The organism is Bartonella eidoli, from assembly GCF_036576145.1.
Classification (GTDB): domain Bacteria; phylum Pseudomonadota; class Alphaproteobacteria; order Rhizobiales; family Rhizobiaceae; genus Bartonella.
This window is the reverse complement of record NZ_JBAFWX010000008.1, coordinates 1-18,868: the sequence shown is the minus strand read 5'-3', so window position 1 is coordinate 18,868 and position 18,868 is coordinate 1. Positions and strand designations below refer to the sequence as shown.

At 36.6% G+C, this 18,868-nt stretch carries 16 protein-coding genes and 2 tRNA genes; 12 read left to right on the top strand and 6 right to left on the bottom strand.

Going from position 1 to position 18,868, the window contains the following annotated elements; genetic code table 11:
* Positions 1 to 55: 55 nt before the first annotated feature.
* From ilvA to V5N68_RS05825, 3 genes are all read left to right on the top strand, one after another.
* Positions 56 to 1,321, top strand: a complete 1,266-nt coding sequence (gene ilvA / locus V5N68_RS05835) for a threonine ammonia-lyase IlvA (protein WP_332066238.1) — start codon at positions 56 to 58, stop codon at positions 1,319 to 1,321.
* A gap of 49 nt (positions 1,322 to 1,370) precedes the next feature.
* The gene (locus tag V5N68_RS05830) at positions 1,371 to 1,901 is read left to right on the top strand and encodes a hypothetical protein (RefSeq protein ID WP_332066237.1); all 531 of its coding nucleotides are present in this window, start codon (positions 1,371 to 1,373) and stop codon (positions 1,899 to 1,901) included.
* Positions 1,902 to 2,163: 262 nt separating this feature from the next.
* On the top strand, positions 2,164 to 3,555 hold the full coding sequence (locus tag V5N68_RS05825) for a DEAD/DEAH box helicase (RefSeq protein WP_442879695.1): 1,392 nt from the start codon (positions 2,164 to 2,166) through the stop codon (positions 3,553 to 3,555).
* Positions 3,556 to 4,113: 558 nt separating this feature from the next.
* Here the strand turns inward: V5N68_RS05825 and V5N68_RS05820 are convergent.
* Positions 4,114 to 4,188 (bottom strand) — tRNA-Asn (locus V5N68_RS05820).
* 180 nt (positions 4,189 to 4,368) lie between these two features.
* On the opposite strand from V5N68_RS05820, the gene V5N68_RS05815 reads away from it, so the two are divergent.
* The 5 genes from V5N68_RS05815 (at position 4,369) to V5N68_RS05795 (ending at position 10,348) form a co-directional block, all read left to right on the top strand.
* A tRNA-Cys gene (locus V5N68_RS05815) sits at positions 4,369 to 4,442 on the top strand.
* Positions 4,443 to 4,659: 217 nt separating this feature from the next.
* Complete coding sequence (locus V5N68_RS05810; RefSeq protein ID WP_332066235.1) at positions 4,660 to 5,334, top strand: protein-L-isoaspartate O-methyltransferase family protein; 675 nt, start codon at positions 4,660 to 4,662, stop codon at positions 5,332 to 5,334.
* A gap of 46 nt (positions 5,335 to 5,380) precedes the next feature.
* Positions 5,381 to 6,673 carry a TolC family outer membrane protein gene (locus V5N68_RS05805; RefSeq protein ID WP_332066234.1) on the top strand — a complete coding sequence of 431 codons (1,293 nt, stop codon included), beginning with the start codon at positions 5,381 to 5,383 and terminating at the stop codon, positions 6,671 to 6,673.
* Between the two features lie 227 nt (positions 6,674 to 6,900).
* Positions 6,901 to 7,485 carry a DUF2497 domain-containing protein gene (locus V5N68_RS05800; RefSeq protein ID WP_332066233.1) on the top strand — a complete coding sequence of 195 codons (585 nt, stop codon included), beginning with the start codon at positions 6,901 to 6,903 and terminating at the stop codon, positions 7,483 to 7,485.
* A 139-nt stretch (positions 7,486 to 7,624) separates the two neighbouring features.
* Complete coding sequence (locus tag V5N68_RS05795) at positions 7,625 to 10,348, top strand: valine--tRNA ligase (protein ID WP_332066232.1); 2,724 nt, start codon at positions 7,625 to 7,627, stop codon at positions 10,346 to 10,348.
* 692 nt (positions 10,349 to 11,040) lie between these two features.
* Here V5N68_RS05795 and V5N68_RS05790 read toward each other — a convergent pair.
* The 5 genes from V5N68_RS05790 to xth all read right to left on the bottom strand — a co-directional run bounded on the left by V5N68_RS05790 (position 11,041) and on the right by xth (position 15,196).
* Entirely contained in the window at positions 11,041 to 11,787 is a 747-nt protein-coding gene (locus tag V5N68_RS05790) for an amino acid ABC transporter ATP-binding protein (RefSeq protein ID WP_332066231.1), read from the bottom strand.
* Between the two features lie 11 nt (positions 11,788 to 11,798).
* Positions 11,799 to 12,500 (bottom strand): amino acid ABC transporter permease, encoded by a 702-nt coding sequence (locus tag V5N68_RS05785; protein WP_332066230.1) that lies wholly within the window; start codon positions 12,498 to 12,500, stop codon positions 11,799 to 11,801.
* A gap of 2 nt (positions 12,501 to 12,502) precedes the next feature.
* A complete protein-coding gene (locus V5N68_RS05780; protein WP_332066229.1) occupies positions 12,503 to 13,255 on the bottom strand; it encodes an amino acid ABC transporter permease in 753 nt (250 codons plus the stop codon).
* 134 nt (positions 13,256 to 13,389) lie between these two features.
* Positions 13,390 to 14,295 (bottom strand): transporter substrate-binding domain-containing protein, encoded by a 906-nt coding sequence (locus V5N68_RS05775; RefSeq protein WP_332066228.1) that lies wholly within the window; start codon positions 14,293 to 14,295, stop codon positions 13,390 to 13,392.
* 109 nt (positions 14,296 to 14,404) lie between these two features.
* Positions 14,405 to 15,196, bottom strand: a complete 792-nt coding sequence (gene xth / locus V5N68_RS05770; protein ID WP_332066227.1) for an exodeoxyribonuclease III — start codon at positions 15,194 to 15,196, stop codon at positions 14,405 to 14,407.
* Between the two features lie 511 nt (positions 15,197 to 15,707).
* Here xth and rpsL point away from each other — a divergent pair.
* The 4 genes from rpsL to V5N68_RS05750 form a co-directional block, all read left to right on the top strand.
* Positions 15,708 to 16,079: a 30S ribosomal protein S12 gene (gene rpsL / locus V5N68_RS05765; protein ID WP_332066226.1), complete on the top strand. Its 372-nt coding sequence runs from the start codon at positions 15,708 to 15,710 to the stop codon at positions 16,077 to 16,079.
* An 18-nt stretch (positions 16,080 to 16,097) separates the two neighbouring features.
* Positions 16,098 to 16,568, top strand: coding sequence for a 30S ribosomal protein S7 (rpsG, locus tag V5N68_RS05760; protein ID WP_332066225.1), 471 nt, complete (start codon positions 16,098 to 16,100; stop codon positions 16,566 to 16,568).
* A 26-nt stretch (positions 16,569 to 16,594) separates the two neighbouring features.
* Positions 16,595 to 18,679, top strand: a complete 2,085-nt coding sequence (gene fusA / locus V5N68_RS05755) for an elongation factor G (RefSeq protein ID WP_332066224.1) — start codon at positions 16,595 to 16,597, stop codon at positions 18,677 to 18,679.
* Between the two features lie 63 nt (positions 18,680 to 18,742).
* Positions 18,743 to 18,868: GTP-binding protein (locus V5N68_RS05750; RefSeq protein ID WP_244455647.1), on the top strand; the 126-nt coding region annotated here is incomplete at its 3' end.

Below are 18,868 nucleotides of genomic sequence, written 5' to 3'. Positions count from 1 at the left end.
TTTATGGCAACAAGAAATTTGTATAGTAATAATAGAGCGGGAAATTACTAGTATTATGAATAAATTTATCCAAGATGTAACTAGAGTTACAAAGGTTTTGCATAATGTGTTTGCTGAAACACCACTTCAAAAAAATGACTTTCTTAGTCAAAAATATGGTGCAGAAATTTATTTAAAGCGTGAAGATTTAACACCAGTGCGGTCATATAAAATTCGTGGTGCTTTTAATTTTATTTCAGAGATGCTCGGAAAAATATCTCAAAATGTTGCATTTGTTTGTGCGTCAGCTGGGAATCACGCACAAGGGGTTTCTTTTGTTTGTCGTTATTTTGAACGTAAAGGTGTAATTTTTATGCCTGCGACAACTCCGCAACAGAAAATTGATAAAACACGCATTTTTGGTAAAGAGTTTGTTGATATCCGTTTAATTGGCGATACGTTTGATCAATGCTACGCTGCCGCTCAATCTTTTGTTGCTGAGAGTGGTGGTGTAATGGCACCACCATTTGATAATATTCACGTTATTACGGGGCAGGCGACAGTTTTATATGAAGCTGCTTTGCAGTGGAAAAAGCTTAATGGAGAAGGTGAGCCAGATTTGATAATTGTGCCTGTTGGTGGGGGTGGTTTAGCTAGCGGTGTTAGTAAGTTCTTATCTGAATGTGGATGGAAGACAAAACTTAATTTTGTTGAGCCACAGGGAGCTGCAAGTTTATTTGCTTGTTTAAAAAGCGGAAAACGTGTCAGACTTGATAGCATCGATACATTTGTAGATGGTGCTGCTGTAGCTGAAATTGGTGCGTTGAATTACAAAATTTTAAGACAGTTTTCATCAGATTCTGTCATTATAGTGCCTGAAAATCGTATTTGTCAGACAATGGTTGAAATGCTTAATGTTGAAGGTGTGGTTCTTGAGCCAGCTGGTGCTTTGTCTATTGATGCTCTTAACAGTATTCCTTCTCATGAACTGAAAGGAAAAAAAGTCCTTCTCGTGATTTCTGGTGGTAATTTTGATTTTGAGCGTTTGCCAGATATTAAAGAGCGTTCTTTACGTTTTCAGGGATTGAGAAAGTATTTTATTTTTAGTTTTCCACAGCGTCCTGGTGCATTGCGTAGTTTTCTTGCTCAATTATCTCCAGAAGATGATATTGTACGCTTTGAATATCTTAAAAAGTCATCCAGAAGATTTGGTTCTGTATTAATTGCAATTGAGACAAAAAAATATGATAATTTTTCTTTATTAGAGAAAAAGTTTCAGGTATTAGGTTGGCATTATCGCGATATTACCGATGATCAAACATTATTTGACTTTGTTGTTTAAGAAAGACACAATTTTTTATTTAAATTTTTATTTAAAAAGATATACAAAAATGAAGCGTATTTTTTATTTTGCGTTCAGCTTGCTTTTATTTTTTTATGTTAGTGAACAGAGTTTAGCATCTGAACTGATGAAAAAACAAAGAGATGAACTTTCAGATTTAATCTCTGATGTTAATAAAGCTGTAAAAAATAAAAATTTTACGGCTATTTCTGCTCGTATCCCTAGCCGTCTTTATAAAGAAATGGCTCGTCGATTAAATACAACAGAGCATAATTTACGTGATAGTTTCCTTAAGCATTTACATGCTCAATTTAAGAATTTACCGGATGGAGCCTTCCATTTGGATGCAAAAAATATTGATTATCATCAAACTGATAAGGGTACTCTTTATGCTTTGATTCCAACTGTTCTTGAAACAAAAGATCGTATTATTCAATATAAAACTTTGGCTATTTTTGATAAAATGCAGTGGTATCTCATTTATGGAGGCCAGAAAACTGTACAAAATCCAGTTTTTCTTGAGATTTACCCAGATTTTCATAAAGTACATTTTCCAAAGGAAAAGGTAATCAATAAGTGATTAAGGCAATATCTCCTCAGTGTAGGTCACATTTTTTAGCAAAGTATTTTCCATTTTATTTTAATAAATATAATATGGGTGAAGGGATTTATGCTAGGTGGTTAGCTGTTTATAAAACGGGATAGTGTATCTTTATTCTGATTTTTAACGGAGAAGCATATTATTTAGTAATTGTTTCAGAGTTTTATATGTAACACTTAATTATTTTATTCAGATTCTGAGATAATGAAGTCTAGCTGACCACTTTTTTATAGCTGGTGAGATGAGGGAGGATTTTATTTTGAATGTAAATAGAGAAAATATTTTCGCAAAATTAGGTTTGCCTACACTTTTAGTTAAAAATTTGTTTGCTGCTGGCATTAATAGACCTAAACCTATTCAGGAACAAGCTATTCCAATAATGCTGAAAGGGCACGATATTTTAGGGATTGCACAAACAGGTTCTGGAAAGACTTTGGCATTTAGTTTACCTATTTTAAGCAAGGTGTTAACTATGGGTAATCAACGTCTTCCTAAGACTGCGCGAGCTTTGATTTTAGCTCCTACGCGTGAACTTGCTGTTCAAATCGATGAAACGATTCGTGTTTCTACAAAAGGAACGCATCTTTCAACGTGTCTTGTTTTTGGAGGAGTATCTCGTTTAAAGCAAATTAAACGTATGCAAGCAGGTGTAGATATTTTAATAGCAACGCCAGGTCGTTTAATAGATCTCATTCGTGAAAAGTGTATTGATCTTTCTCAGTCTCGTTTTTTAGTTTTGGATGAAGCCGATCGCATGTTGGATATGGGATTTATTAATGATGTACAGAAGGTTGTAAAGTTTTTGCATAAGGAACATCAGACAGCACTTTTTTCTGCGACGATGCCAAAAGAAATTATAAAGCTTGCGAATAGTTTACTTAGCGATCCTGTAAAAATAGAAGTTGTTCCCCCAGGGACGACAGCTACAGAAATTATTCAAAAAATATACTGTGTTTCTACACGTAAGAAAAAGGATGCTTTATGTAATATTTTGAAAAATAAAGATTTTTCTTCAACGCTTGTCTTTTCCAGAACTAAATATGGGGCAGATTCTGTGGCACGCAGTTTAGAAAAAATGGGATATTCTGTTGCGACGATTCATGGAAATAAATCACAAAGTGCTCGGCAACATGCATTAAAAGCTTTTCGCGAAAGAGCAGTGCGAGTTCTTGTTGCAACAGATATTGCTGCGCGTGGCATTGATATACCAGGAATAAGTCACGTCATTAATTATGATTTACCAGATGAAGCTGAAAGTTATGTGCATCGCATTGGTCGTACAGGGCGAAATGGTGCATCTGGTCATGCTATTACACTTTTTGATGAAAAAGTGGAGGGGACGCGGCTACGTGCTGTAGAGCGATTGATTGGTATGAAATTGGTACGAGAAAATGTTCCGGAACAATTTGTATCGTTTCAAGAAGAACCATGTATTTCAAATAATGAAAAAGAAGATAATGAGAAAAAGTCTCATCGTAAAAAATCTAAACGTCGGAAGAAGCTTGTGAGTCGTAAGGATGATGTTAAACAATCGCAGGATAGGAGCTTTTCATCTCAAAATAAAATAGAAAAAACAATGAAGAAGCGTACAAAATCTTTTCGTTTTCGCAGGTCAGTAAAGAAAGCGGCTTGAGAAAAATATTTGAAATGGAATACGGAAAAGAGAATTTATTCCTTTTGGAATTATTATTTTGAGTGGTAGAAAAATAGGAATTAAATGGTGTTTCAGTTACTATGTGCGTTAATTTGTAGAGGAAAGGAAGTGATTAGCGAAATATTTCTTATTATAATTGTAAGTACATTATAAATTTTTATATTAGATGGGTGAGCTTTATGTATCTTCCTATTTAAGAAGTGAAAAGGTGAGGTGTTGTCTCAATATCTGGTAACTGATATTGAAAATATTATAATATTCAGTTTATAGTTTATTACAGCAATATTATAGCAGTGACTTGATTGGATTAAGTATTCTAAGTTATTTTCTATTTTCTTTTCATTTTCAGTATAAATAAGCGGTTTAATGAAATTACTAAAGAGATTTTAGAATTATCAGTGCAGTTAAAAATTTTTAACAAAACAAATTTATAAGTTAAAAAAACTATAGCTCCGCTCAATAGTCACAACAATTTCAAGAATATTAGTTAAGGCTATGATATTAATATGCTTTAAAAAATGAATAAGAAAATATAAATGGCTCCCCGGGCCGGATTCGAACCAGCGACCAACCGGTTAACAGCCGGTTGCTCTACCGCTGAGCTACCGAGGAACAGTGCTCAGTTAACACTTAACTACAAAGGCTATAGCAAAGCAATATCGATTTGCAAAGGATAAAATTACTTTTTTTAAAAAAAAATGTTAAAAACTGTATAAAAAGTTTAGAAGACATTTCTATATCTTGACGGATGTGTTGCCTTCCCTTATGGACAAGCTTTATGTTTTTTAATGAGGCCTCGTGGCAGAATGGTTACGCAGAGGACTGCAAATCCTTGTATCCCGGTTCGATTCCGGGCGAGGCCTCCAGCCGGTTTTAATTAAATGGGGCTTTTTGGAGGGGTGTACGTTTTAATTGATCGTTTTTTCTAATTTTTCTGGTAAAGATTTTTTAGGTAAAAAGCAGCGCAGTTGGAATCTAATTGTTGATTATAGCGTACTTTTTTGCAAAACTCGTGACCAAAGTTATATCTTAATTATTGCTGCTTTTGTATGTTCTTTTTGTATGTGAAAGAAAAGGTTGGTTATGATTCCGGACTTTGCAGAGCTTCGCCGCAAAATGGTCGATAATCAAATTCGTACAGTAGATGTAACGGATTTATCAGTTCTTGAAGCGTTTCTGATGGTTCCTCGTGAAAACTTTGTTCCAGAAGATATTAAAGCTTTGAGTTATCTTGATATGGATATTGCTTTATGTTCAGCCAAAAACGGATTACCCGCACGTTATTTGATGGGACCTGCATCTTTGGCAAAACTGCTGCAGCTTGCGGCTATCAAACCATCTGATAGTGTTTTAAATATTGGTGCAAATAGTGGTTATTGTGCGGCATTACTTTCCAAGCTTTCGAGGTATGTTATTGCCTTGGAAGATAATAGTGATCTTTCAGAGCGCGCATCCAGAGTTTTAGAACGTAGTCAATGTGATAATGTTATTGTGGTGAATGGGCCACTGGAGAAGGGGTATGCTATTGAGGGGCCTTATGATGTCATTTTTATAGAAGGTTCTGTTGATTTTATTCCTCAAGATATTTTTGATCAAATGAAAGATGGCGGGCGTCTTATTGTGGTTGAAGGATCTGGTAACGCTGGTGTTACAAAGGTTTATATAAAGGAAGATGGGGTTGTTTCGGTACGTCGTGCCTTTAATCTTTCCGTAAAATGTCTTCATAATTTTTCAAAAACGCCTGGTTTTTTATTTTAATGGTCGTTTTTTGTGAATAATAAATAATTGTTTAGAGGTTTCTGTTGTGTTCAAAGTAAACAAAAAAATTCATGTATGTTTATCGCTGGTGCTGAATATATTGATATCAAAGTCTGTTTATGCTGAGACATTGATGGATGCTTTCGCTAAGGCTTATATACATAATGCTAATTTGAATAGTGAGCGTGCTGCTGTGCGCATATCAAGTGAAGATGTGGCCATTGCACGTTCAGGATTGTTACCAGAAATTGAAGGAATTGGTAATTATGGGCGGAATAAGCCTGTGTTCGGTTCTTATAGCACTTCTGGATCTATAGGGATCAAGTTAAGCCAACGATTGTTTGATGGTTTTATTATTCAAAATACGTTTTCTTCAGCTCAGGTCAAGCTGCAGGCACAGCGTGAATATCTTCGTAATGCTGAGCAAAATGTGTTTTTAGAGGCTGTAAAGGCATATGCTAACGTCTATCAGGCGCGTCGTATTGCTAACCTTCGTAGAAAAAATTTGGCTGCTCTTGAAGAGCATGTTCGTTCAAATAAAGCAAAGCTTGAAGTCGGAGAAGGAGGGCGTGTGGACCTTTCGCAAGCAGAAGCTGCACGTTCTGTCGCTGTTTCAGAGCTTAGCTTGGCACATGCTGATGTTAGATCAGCGGAGGCGGTTTATCGACAAGTCATTGGTTTTGATCCTGAAAAATTGCAGTCTCCTCCGGTAGCAGGGGGGTTGCCGATAAGTTTTGATGCTGCTCATCAAGTAAGTATTGTTATGCATCCGGCAATTCTTTATGCAAAATATTTAGTTAATGCTAGTTCTTATGATGTTAAGGCAAAAGAAGGGGCCTTACTGCCCAAGGTCGATTTTTTTGCGACGACATCTTACAATCGAATTTATAGTGGTCCTGGAAAAGATGGCTCTTCTAATTCAATAGGTTTGTCTGTTAGCGTTCCTATTTTTGAAGGTGGGCGTACAACTGCACAGATTCGTAAATCGAAAGAGCAATTTGGTCAGGCTCGTCTTCAGCTTGACTTGGCCTATAGTAGTGTAAGGCAAGCTTTGACCTCTGCTTGGTTCCAACTAGAGGGTGCACGGGCATCTGTGGTTGCTTACCGTGATAGTGTTCGTGCTGCTGAAATTGCCCTTAAGGGTCGTATACAAGAAAATCGTGTGGGGCAAGCGACGACATTAGATGTTTTAAATTCTCGATCTCAGTTGATTAATGCTCAGATTGCGCTTGCTACGGCTGAACGCAATGCTGTTGTTGCGAGTTATAGTGTTCAATCTTCCATTGGTAAATTAACGGCAGATTATTTAGGCTTGAAAGTCGTTAAAAATGTCCAGTAAGGGTGTAAAGATAGTTGCTGTGATTTTAAAATAGCTTTAATTTTTTTAATATTTACAAATCAATAGCTGAATGTTGGAGAATATAAGATTACGTACTATTTAAAAAGTAGAGAAAATTGTGTGTAGCATCATTTTCATGACAAAGAGGTGTGTTGATATTGAAATCCTTTTGCTTACACTGAAACAATGATTCTGTTTGTCGTTGCGTCTTTGAAAGGTTTAAAAGTATGGTACAGAGTTCAAGCGTGTTACGTGAGCCAAGTATGGATGAGATTTTGACATCTATACGTGAAATAATCGAAGAAAATACCGTTCATCCTGATTACCTTTCAAATGAAAGTATTGCTGCTAATGCTTCTACAGAGAGCTCTGCAATGCAATCAGATAATGTTGATGCTGCAACTTTGTCAGTTGATGATGCAATGAAGGCTTTGGCTGATCGTATTGGTCTTTCTTCTGAGAGGCAGAATTTTTCTTCAATGCAAGTGCAAGAAAATGTACAAGTGCAAGAAAGTGCAAAAGAAAAAAATGATACGGTAGGCAGGGATATGCAAAATATAAAATTTTCCTCTGGAGAGCAACGTTCTGTTCATAAAGCAAATGAATATAGTGGTGAGCCATTTGTAGCACAGCCAGACAATATGGCTGCTGGTGGTGTGGAGTTGTCTGCTTATTGTGTTTCTTCTGCAGAAAAAATTGCAAAAGATGTTTTGCGGCCGGCTATAGCAGAATGGTTACAATGTAAATTACCTGGTTTACTTGAAAATATTTTGCGTGAAGAAATTGTTAAGGCACTTAAGAAGTTGCCATAATTTTTTTTCATATCCTCTCATTGTTATAAAAAATTGTTTGCAGCCTTTGAAGTTTCAGTATAGGGGTTGCGGATGGTATTGATAAAAGATGGTGGATATGCGTTATCTTTAGCGGTATTATGGGTATGAGTGTGTGAGAATGTTAGAAAAAAACTATGATGCTGCTTCTGTAGAAAAACGGGTTATAAAACAGTGGGAAGCGCGCGGTGCTTTTAAAGCGGGTGTGGGGTCAAAAGTAGGTGCCGAGCCTTTTTGTGTTATGCTTCCACCTCCCAATGTTACGGGTTCTCTTCATATGGGGCATGCCCTTAATAGCACAATTCAGGATATTGTAGTTAGATTTCAGCGAATGTGTGGAAAGAATGTATTATGGCAACCTGGTATGGATCATGCAGGGATTGCAACACAGATGGTCGTTGAACGTCAGCTTGCGGAAAACGGAGAGCCAACCCGTCAAGAGATGGGAAGAGAAAAGTTTATTGAACGTATTTGGGAGTGGCGTCATAAAACTGGTGGGGTTATTGCTAATCAGTTACGACGCTTAGGTATTTCTTGTGATTGGTCACGTGAGCGATTTACAATGGATGAAGGTTCATCCCAAGCTGTTCATGAAGTTTTTGTTACGCTTTATAAGCAGGGGTTGATATATAAGGATAAACGTTTAGTTAATTGGGATCCAAAATTATTAACAGCTATTTCTGATCTTGAGGTCGAGCAAAAGGAAATAAAAGGTCATTTGTGGCATTTTAGGTATCCTCTTGAAGGTAAAGCTTTTGATCCAAATGATGCTACAACTTTTATAACGGTAGCAACAACACGGCCAGAAACAATGCTTGGTGATACTGGAATTGCCGTTAATCCAACGGATGATCGGTATAAAAACCTTATAGGTAAAAGCGCTATTTTACCACTTGTTGGCCGTAAATTGTTAATTGTTGGGGATACTCATGCTGATCCGGAAGCAGGAAGTGGTGCAGTAAAAATTACACCGGCACATGACTTTAATGACTTTGAAGTTGGGCAACGTAACAATTTACGTTTGATCAACATTTTTACACAAAAAGCAGAGATATTTTTGCGTGAAAATGCGGCGTTTTTTGATGGTTTAACTTTATCAAATGAGTTAAAAGCGTTGGTGGAAAAATTAGATCAGTTGGATCGTTTTATTGCGCGCGATCGGATTGTTTCTTTGATGGATGAAAATGGGTATTTAGTGACCGTTGAAGATCATCTACATACTGTTCCTCATGGAGATCGTAGTGGGGTACCTGTTGAGCCTTTCTTAACAGATCAATGGTATGTTAATGCTGCAGAATTAGCTAAACCAGCAATAGAGGCTATTCATCAAGGAAAAACACAATTTGTTCCAGATGGTTGGAAAAAAACTTATTTTAACTGGATGGACAATATTCAACCTTGGTGTATTTCTCGTCAATTATGGTGGGGCCATCAGATCCCTGCTTGGTATGGACCTGATGGTACGGTTTTTGTGGAAAAAAGCGAAAAAGAAGCTTTAGATTCGGCTTTATCTCATTATGGCGAAGCGGTTGAGCTAATTCGTGATCAAGATGTCTTAGATACTTGGTTTTCGTCAGCTCTTTGGCCTTTTTCAACATTAGGTTGGCCAAGTAAGACTGCTGCATTAGAAACCTTTTATCCGACATCTTTATCCGTGACTGGATTTGATATTATTTTTTTCTGGGTTGCTCGTATGATGATGATGGGACTTCACTTTATGGGTGAAGTGCCTTTTTCAACCGTTTATGTTCATGCTCTTGTACGTGATCAAAATGGAGCTAAGATGTCAAAGTCAAAGGGAAATATTATTGATCCATTGGAGTTAATTGATCAGTATAGCGCGGATTCACTTCGTTTCACTTTGGCTATTATGGCAGCACAGGGGCGTGATGTAAAACTCGATCCTTCTCGTATTGCTGGTTATCGCAATTTTGCTACGAAATTATGGAATGCTACCCGATTTGCAAAGATGAACGGTGTGAAGCACAATCCTGATTTTGATCCTAAAAACGCAAAGATTGTGCTCAATCGTTGGATTATAACAGAGTTATCTAGAACTGTTTCTATAGTAACTACAGGGATTGAAAATTATAAATTTAATGAGTCTGCGAATGCGCTGTATCATTTCATTTGGCATACATTGTGTGATTGGTATTTAGAGCTTCTCAAACCTGTATTTCAGGGTTCAAATGAAGATGCTAAAAGTGAATCTCAAGCTTGTACTGCTTGGGTTTTGGATGAGGTTTATAAGCTTCTTCATCCCTTTATGCCCCATATCACTGAGGAGTTATGGTTTCTTACAGAAACGTCGGATATGAGACGTGCAGATATGTTGGTATTGACAAAATGGCCGGAGGTAACTTTTTTAGATGAGAAAGCTGCTTTTGATATTAATTGGCTTATCTCTGTCATCACCGAAATTCGTGCTGTACGCTCTGAAATGAATGTTCCTGCAGCTGCTTTAGCGCCTCTTGTTATTGTTGGGGGAGGAGACGTAATATTAAAGCGTGTACAGCATTATGATGCTGTTATTAAAAAGTTAGCACGTATAGCAACAATAAATTTCTCTGATAAAGTTCCAGATTCATCAGCTCAGATAATTTTAGGAGAGGCAGTTTTTTGCTTACCGTTGGGAGAGTTAATTAATTTGGAAATTGAGAGTGCTCGCTTGATGAAAGATATTAGTAAAATTGAAAAGGATATTGAAAAAATATCGATTAAATTAAATAATCCGAAATTTATAGCAAATGCAAGGCCTGAAATTATTGAGGCTGAACGCAATAGAATTGCTGAACTGCATGCTGCCAAGAAGAAGATATCTAATGCTTTAGAACAGTTTGGTTAATTATAGTCTTTTTTTATTATAAAGTTAAGAGTTATTTTATTCTGTTCTTTTTGACGATTTTTATATTCATTTTTTAGTTCAATTTATAGCGTTTTTATATACAGTCATTATAATTTTGTGTTGGAAAAATATAAAATGTCTAACACCGAATAGTAATATAAAATTTTAGCTGATAAATGGGTTTATGCTATAAAAAAATATTCATTTTTTATGGCAATAGATATAGAAAACTTCTAAAAGATTATTGATAGTTTATGAAATGCCTAGAATTTATGGGTATGTATATTAAAAATAGGTAAGTAGAATAGCTTGATTGGTGTAGATCGGTATGAGTAAGTATGCTCATCAAAGTAGGAAAACCTCTCTATATCTATAGAGTCAGATAATAAACTTGAAATAATTTAATGTATATTCAAAAATGGGTCATTTTTTATCAAAAGATAATGACCATATTTCTCCATAAGGTTAGGTTTGTAGATTACATAAAAAAATCATGAATTGTTTACAAGATATGATTTTTTTGTATAAAAAAACAATATCGGATATGCTTTCTGCAAGGAACCTACTTTGTTACTTATACATATTCTGCAAATTTGTTCATTTCGCGAATCAAATAACATCAAGAGAACAATTTTGAATTGTTTTTTGAATATTTTGAAAGCATATCTTTGACTTTTTTCATAATGGATTGGTTAATGATTAAGAATTTGAGATAAAAATTCTTGTGCACGCGGTGTTCTGTCTTGTGGATTGGAAAAAAAATCTTTAGATGAGCAATCTTCAAGAATTTTTCCTTGATCCATGAAAATAACGCGTTCCGATACTTTTTGAGCAAACCCCATTTCGTGGGTTACACAAATCATTGTCATACCTTCTTCTGCTAAACTGATCATGACATCCAATACTTCACCTACCATTTCAGGGTCTAGAGCAGATGTAGGCTCATCAAAAAGCATAATAAGCGGGTCCATAGTTAAAGCGCGTGCAATTGCAACACGTTGTTGTTGCCCTCCGGAAAGTTGAGAGGGATATTTATCTCTGTGCTCAATGAGCCCAACACGTTCAAGATATAATAAACCGCGTTCGAGAGCTTCTTTTTTGCTGCGCTTTAATACTTTAATTTGTGCGATTGTTAAATTTTCAGTAACGGATAAATGTGGGAAAAGTTCAAAGTGTTGAAATACCATTCCTACATGACTACGCAGTTTAGATAGATCTGTTTTTTTTGAATGAATTGGCACTTCATTAATCCAAATTTCACCTTTTTGGAAAGGAACTAAAGCATTAATAGTTTTAATGAAAGTTGATTTTCCTGATCCTGACGGTCCACAAACTACAACAACTTCTCCTTTATTAATATTAGTTGTACAGTTTTTTAGCACATTAACTTCGCCATACCAATTGGAAACATTTTTTATTTCGATTATATGAGTAGACATTTTTTTTCCTATTAGCGAATGATAGATATTTTTTTCTGTATATACAAAACTATCTGCGAAAGTGTAAAACAAATCACAAAATAGAAAATAGCTGCTAAGATGTATGCTTCTTGCTTTACACCAAAATTGTTAGCAACAATATCAAAACCATTTAAAAGGCTATCGCCACTTATTGCATAAACGAGGGTTGTATCCTGAAAGAGGATAATAACTTGTGTTAAAAAGATAGGGAGCATATCTCTAAAAGCTTGAGGAAGAATTATAAGGTACATATTTTGCCAGTATGTCATTCCAAGAGCCTGTCCTGCTTGCTTTTGTCCTTGTGAAATTGAATTTATACCGGCACGCATAATTTCTGCAAAATAAGCAGTTTCAAATGCGGTAAAAGTGATTAATGCCGATTTATTTGCACCGATTGATGTTCCGATTAAAAGAGGCAAAAGAACAAAAAACCATAAAATAACCATAACAAGTGGGACTGAACGCATGGCAGTTATGTAAATTACTGCAAATAACGAGAGTAATTTTACAGAGGAAAGCCGCATCATCGCCACTAATGTACCAAAAATGAATCCAAATACCGTGGCGAAAATGGTTAGAAAAATACTAAAAAGCAGTCCCGATAAAATGTAAGAACAAAATATCTGAAAATTAAAAAACGAAAAATCGAAAGAAAAATAAGATTCAAACGGGAAATTTGTGAAATTTAACATATTCAACATCTTTCTGTTTGAAAATTAGGGATTTTAAGCATTTTCTCAATAATAGTCATAATAATGAATACGAATAAAGCTATAAGAATATAAAGAATTGTTATAAGAAGGTAGTTTTCATAAACATGACTTACTTCTTCAATAGTTTGATATTGAAATTGCATAAGTTCATTTATTGAAACTGCGAATGCTATAGATGAATTTTTTACAACGCCCATTGCTTCTGAAGTGAGTGGAGGTATGATTGTGCGTATAGCGCGTGGTAATATAATATAGCGATAGCTTTGATAAGTTGTAAACCCTAGTGCCATAGCTGCATAACGTTGTCCAGCAGGAATAGATTCAATTCCTGAACGGACTTGTTCTGCAATACGTGCAGATGTAAAAAATCCTAAAGCGCATATTATTAATAAAATGGGTGGCAGATGCATTGCTGGTGGGTAAATTTGAGGGATAACAAAATACCATAAAAAGACTTGCACAAGTAAAGGAATATTACGCATAACTTCCACCCAAGCGCCCCCAATAATGCGAAATAAACTATGGATCATAGAAGTATTTTGCAAAGTGCGCATTGTCCCTATGATGATACCTAAAAATACAGCTAAAATTATTGAAGAAATAGATAATATAACTGTATTTTTTAGACTCTCTAGAAGACTATCTAAATATGTATGGCTTACACCTGGAGTTCCTAGACACCCAGCTACTAATTCTTGATTAAGATCATCTGTACAGAGAAAAGAAAAATCCATCAATTAATGTTTCCTAAACTTAATTATCAGCAAATAAACAAGGTAATAAACCAGGCACATTTACTTACGTACAATAAAACTCGGTCTAAAAATAATCATAATAAAAATTCAAATAATTTGATTATATTGAAATTTTATAAATTATTTTCGGCGTAATCTTCGCGAGGCTTATTATTTGGGTGTTCCCAAGCGTATCTTGTTAATTTCGACAATGGGAGATTGATTACAACATTTGCAGGCGGAATTGGTTTCATAAACCATTTATCATAAAGTTTTTCAAGTGATCCATCTTGAATTTGACGTGTAATGCTGTTGTTAATTGCTTGTTCTAAATCTTTATCTTTTAATCGCAGCATACAGGCAATAGGTTCAACTGAAAATACAGTGTCAAGAATAACATAATTTGATGGGTTTTTTGATTTAGCAATATGTCCAGCAAGGATTGAAGCATCCATGATGAACGCGTCTGCATGGCCAGATTCTAATAATAAGAAGCTATCTCCATGATCTTTTCCTTGCACGACATTAAAGTTAATATTTTTCGCGCGCTTATTTTTACGGAGAAGTTTAACAGATGTTGTACCGGTGGTCGTTGCTATTGTTTTTCCATTTAAATCATCAAGGGATTTAATATTAGAATCTTTTTTTACTGCAATCCGGACCTCTTCGACGTAGGTTGTATAAGCAAATGCGGCTTCTTTGTTGCGAGCAATATCATTTGTTGTTGAACCACATTCGAAATCATAAGTATGATTTTTGAGTAAAGGAATCCTATTTTGTGATGTGATGGGCTGATAACGAATTTTAATTGGCTTGCCAATTTTTTGGGAAATGTCATCAACGATATGCTTTGCCATTTCCGTGTGAAAGCCAACGTATTTTCTGTTACCAAGAGCATAGGCTAAACCTGAGGCTTCACGAACACCTAAAACTACTTCACCCGTTTTTTTAATTTTTTCAAGTGTATTATTTTCCGCTTGCGCAATATTTGTGAATCCTATAGCGGTTGCTGTAATAAATACTAACAGTGATTTTCTCATTTTTCCCCTCCATTTATTTATGATTCTTTATTGTTATGATTATTTTACATTGCTGTATAACATATTTATTAAAGGTAAGATACTTTTTATGACTCTTATAAAAAAGGTGTTATATTTTGTAATTTAGATTAAGATGAATCCAAACGGGAGTATGATCTGATGGTTTTAAGTATCCTCTTACTTCTGTTTGACTGTAGGCGCAAATAAGTTGGTCAACAGCTTCTGGTGATAATAGTAAATGATCGATGCGGATACCATTATTTTTAAGCCATGCGCTAGCCTGAAAATCCCAAAAGCTGAACGATGGTGAGCTTGTAGCGCTACGAATGGCGTCATAAAAACCCAAATTAATTATGCGTTGAAATGCTTGTCTTGTTTGTAAAAGAAATAAAGCATCATTATTCCATTCTTGAGGTTTTTTTGCATCTAATGGGGCAGGGATGACATTATAATCTCCGGCCAAAATAAGAGGCTCTTCATATGAAAGTAATAATTTTGCGTGTCTGTATAATCTTTCCATCCACTCCATTTTATAAAGATATTTTTCACTATTAACAGGATTGCCGTTAGGAAGATAAAGAGATGCTATACGAATGACTTTTTTATTTATTGAATAAACAGCTTCGATATAACGTGCTTGTTTATCACTATTATCTCCTGGTAACTGACGGGTAACCTCATCAGGTGCTTTTTTAGAAAGAATCGCAACACCATTGAAACTTTTTTGTCCATGTATTTCCACGTGATAGCCTAAACTTTCGATTGCGTCGCGCGGAAAGTTTTCATCGGTGCTTTTAATTTCTTGTAGACAAACTATATCCGGCTGATTTTTTTGTAACCATTTATATAATGTTTCGTGTCGCGCTTTTATTCCAGCTACATTCCACGTTGCTATTTTCATGATGTTTACTTTAGATACTGAATATGCACATGTAATTTGATAAGTTACTGCGTTGAAGTGTTATAACAGTGCACTTTTTATGCGTTGTTTTAATTTATATTTCATGGGGGATATTACTTATAGCAATCTAATTTATCAAGAGCTTCTATTAGATATTAATTTAGACGTTCGATATTAAATTAAAACTATAGCAATGTTAATTTATTTTTTTGATGTTTAGTTCTTGACGAATGTACGTGTTCTCGCTATTAGAGACTATCACAGCCGATATAAAAGTGATCACGACTTGGATATTCCTTCTAAAGGTCATTTTTAATAGGGTTTGTTTAAAATAAAAGCAAATGCCAGCGCAAGAGGCTATTGCCTTCTCTGCTTTTAGTCGGGTAAGCTGTTTTCAGTACTACCCGATTTTCTGTATGAGTCTAAGTTTTGTTCTGGCTGATGTCAGGATAGGTAGAAATTAAGAGCCCTGGTTAATGGGCTGAATGAATGTATTGAAGAGGAAGGTTGCATGCCTACCGTAAACCAGTTAATTCGCAAGCCACGTGCGGTACCTGTTAAGCGTAATAAGGTTCCTGCTCTTCAGGCGAACCCGCAGAAACGTGGTGTTTGTACCCGTGTTTATACTACGACACCCAAAAAGCCAAACTCCGCTCTTCGTAAAGTTGCTAAGGTTCGTTTGACAAATGGATTTGAGGTGATTGGTTATATTCCAGGAGAGGGGCATAATCTTCAAGAGCACTCTGTTGTGATGATTCGTGGTGGTCGTGTGAAGGATTTGCCAGGAGTTCGTTATCACATTATTCGTGGGTTGCTTGATACTCAGGGTGTTAAGAATCGTAAACAGCGTCGTTCAAAATATGGCGCGAAGCGTCCAAAATAATATCGAAAGACAAGAGATATGTCCCGTCGCCATAGAGCAGAAAAACGTGAAATTAATCCAGATCCTAAATTTGGTGATTTGGTTATTACAAAATTTATGAATGCCATTATGTTTGATGGTAAGAAGTCGGTTGCTGAGCGTATTGTTTACGGTGCGCTTGATGTTGTGGAGAGTAAGGTAAAATCAGATCCTGTGGTTTTGTTTCATCGTGCGTTGGAGAATGTTGCTCCTCATATTGAGGTTCGTTCGCGTCGTGTTGGTGGTGCTACTTATCAGGTTCCTATTGATGTTCGTCCTGATCGCCGTCAAGCTCTTGCTATTCGTTGGTTGATTGCAGCTGCGCGTGGGCGTAATGAAACGACGATGATTGGTCGTCTCTCTGCTGAATTGGTTGATGCGGCTAATAATCGTGGTTCTGCAGTAAAGAAGCGTGAGGATGTTCATCGTATGGCTGAGGCTAATCGTGCATTCTCTCATTATCGCTGGTAAGTGTATTGAAGGTTGAGGCAAGTGTAATGGCTCGCGAATATAAAATTGAAGATTATCGTAATTTTGGTATTATGGCGCATATTGATGCTGGTAAAACCACTATGACTGAACGTATTTTGTTCTATACTGGAAAGAGTCATAAGATTGGTGAAACCCACGATGGTGCCTCTACGATGGATTGGATGGAGCAAGAGCAAGAACGTGGTATAACAATCACCTCTGCCGCAACAACTACATTTTGGGAAGGTCGTGATGGTAGGAGGCGGCGTTTTAATATTATTGATACGCCGGGGCACGTTGATTTTACTATTGAGGTTGAGCGTTCTTTGCGTGTTCTTGATGGTGCAATAGCATTATTAGATGCGAATGCTGGTGTTGAGCCTCAAACAGAGACTGTTTGGCGGCAGGCTGAAAAATATCATGTGCCGCGTATGGTTTTTGTTAATAAAATGGATAAAATAGGTGCTGATTTCTATCGTAGCGTGGAAATGGTTGGTTCTCGATTGGGTGCTAAAGCGCTTGTTTTGCAATTACCCATTGGTGCTGAAAGTGATTTTGAGGGTGTTGTTGATCTTATCGAGATGAAGGCGTTGAGGTGGGATGGTTCTATCGGGGCCTCTGCGGTAGTGGGTGAAATTCCTTCTGATTTAAAAGAGAAGGCTGAAGAATATCGTGAGAAATTGATTGAGATGGCGGTTGAAGTTGATGAAGCTTCAACGGAGGCTTACTTAAATGGTGTGATGCCAACAAATGAACAGCTTATATCTCTTATTCGGAGAGGTACGATAGAGGTTCAGTTTCATCCAGTTTTTTGTGGTACAGCTTTTAAGAATAAAGGGATTCAGCCGCTTTTAGATGCTGTTATTTCTTACCTTCCTTCTCCAGTGGATGTTCCAGCTATTAGTGGTATTGATGTGAAGACTGAGCTTGAGACTGTTCGTGAGTCTTCAGATGATGCGCCGCTTTCAATGCTTGCGTTTAAAATTATGAATGATCCTTTTGTTGGTTCATTAACTTTTTGTCGTGTTTATTCCGGTAGAGTTCAGAAAGGTGTTTCTCTCGAGAATACAGTGAAGGGTAAGAGAGAGCGCTTGGGTCGTATGCTTCAAATGCATTCAAACTCTCGTGAGGATATAGATGAGGCTTTTGCGGGTGATATTGTTGCTCTCGCGGGTCTTAAGGAAACGACTACGGGAGATACCCTTTGTGATCCTTTGAAGCCTGTTATTTTGGAAAGGATGGAATTTCCTGACCCTGTTATTGAAATTGCGATTGAGCCTAAAACAAAGGCAGATCAAGAGAAGATGGGTGTTGCGCTTAGTCGTTTAGCGGCAGAGGATCCGTCTTTCCGTGTTAAGTCAGATGAAGAGTCAGGTCAAACAATTATAGCTGGAATGGGTGAGCTTCATCTTGATATTATTGTTGATCGTATGCGTCGTGAATTTAAGGTTGAGGCTAATATTGGTCAGCCTCAAGTTGCTTATCGTGAATCGATTACGAAAGTTGCAGAGATTGATTATACGCATAAAAAGCAGTCTGGTGGTGCAGGTCAATTTGCTCGTGTGAAAATTGTTTTTGAGCCTCATGATGGTGATGATTTTATTTTTGAGTCAAAAATTGTTGGTGGGGCTGTTCCTAAGGAATATATTCCGGGTGTTCAAAAGGGAATAGAAAGTGTTATGGGCTCAGGTCCTCTAGCAGGGTTTCCTATGCTTGGTGTAAAAGCTACGTTGATTGATGGTGGCTACCACGATGTTGATTCTTCTGTTTTGGCTTTTGAGATTGCTGCTCGTGCAGCCTTTCGTGATGGTGCTAAAAAAGCTGGGGCACAGCTTCTTGAGCCAATCATGAAAGTTGAAGTTGTTACACCGGAGGATTATGTGGGGGATGTCATTGGTGACTTAAATTCTCGTCGAGGTCAAATCTCGGGAACTGAAGCGCGTGGTATAGCAACAGTGGTGAATGCAATGGTTCCTTTGGCGAACATGTTTGGTTATGTTAATACTCTGCGTTCGATGAGCCAGGGGCGTGCTCAGTATACAATGCAGTTTGATCATTACGAACCTGTTCCTTCAGCTGTTGCTTTGGAGATTCAAAAGAAATATGCGTAATTTTGGGTTGCGTAATTAATTTTAACTTAGTCCTTGAATTGGATAAAAAATGGAGAGCTCAGGATGGCAAAGAGCAAGTTTGAACGTACGAAGCCGCATGTTAATATTGGTACGATTGGTCACGTTGATCATGGAAAGACTTCGTTGACAGCGGCGATCACGAAATTTTTTGGTGAATTTAAAGCGTAT

Coding starts and splice junctions, on each gene's coding strand:
- ilvA (WP_332066238.1), top strand. CDS start 56: ATGAATAAATTTATCCAAGATGTAACTAGAGTTACAAAGGTTTTGCAT.
- V5N68_RS05830 (WP_332066237.1), top strand. CDS start 1,371: ATGAAGCGTATTTTTTATTTTGCGTTCAGCTTGCTTTTATTTTTTTAT.
- V5N68_RS05825 (WP_442879695.1), top strand. CDS start 2,164: ATGAGGGAGGATTTTATTTTGAATGTAAATAGAGAAAATATTTTCGCA.
- V5N68_RS05810 (WP_332066235.1), top strand. CDS start 4,660: ATGATTCCGGACTTTGCAGAGCTTCGCCGCAAAATGGTCGATAATCAA.
- V5N68_RS05800 (WP_332066233.1), top strand. CDS start 6,901: ATGGTACAGAGTTCAAGCGTGTTACGTGAGCCAAGTATGGATGAGATT.
- V5N68_RS05795 (WP_332066232.1), top strand. CDS start 7,625: ATGTTAGAAAAAAACTATGATGCTGCTTCTGTAGAAAAACGGGTTATA.
- V5N68_RS05790 (WP_332066231.1), bottom strand. CDS start 11,787: ATGTCTACTCATATAATCGAAATAAAAAATGTTTCCAATTGGTATGGC.
- V5N68_RS05785 (WP_332066230.1), bottom strand. CDS start 12,500: ATGTTAAATTTCACAAATTTCCCGTTTGAATCTTATTTTTCTTTCGAT.
- V5N68_RS05780 (WP_332066229.1), bottom strand. CDS start 13,255: ATGGATTTTTCTTTTCTCTGTACAGATGATCTTAATCAAGAATTAGTA.
- V5N68_RS05775 (WP_332066228.1), bottom strand. CDS start 14,295: ATGAGAAAATCACTGTTAGTATTTATTACAGCAACCGCTATAGGATTC.
- xth (WP_332066227.1), bottom strand. CDS start 15,196: ATGAAAATAGCAACGTGGAATGTAGCTGGAATAAAAGCGCGACACGAA.
- rpsL (WP_332066226.1), top strand. CDS start 15,708: ATGCCTACCGTAAACCAGTTAATTCGCAAGCCACGTGCGGTACCTGTT.
- rpsG (WP_332066225.1), top strand. CDS start 16,098: ATGTCCCGTCGCCATAGAGCAGAAAAACGTGAAATTAATCCAGATCCT.
- fusA (WP_332066224.1), top strand. CDS start 16,595: ATGGCTCGCGAATATAAAATTGAAGATTATCGTAATTTTGGTATTATG.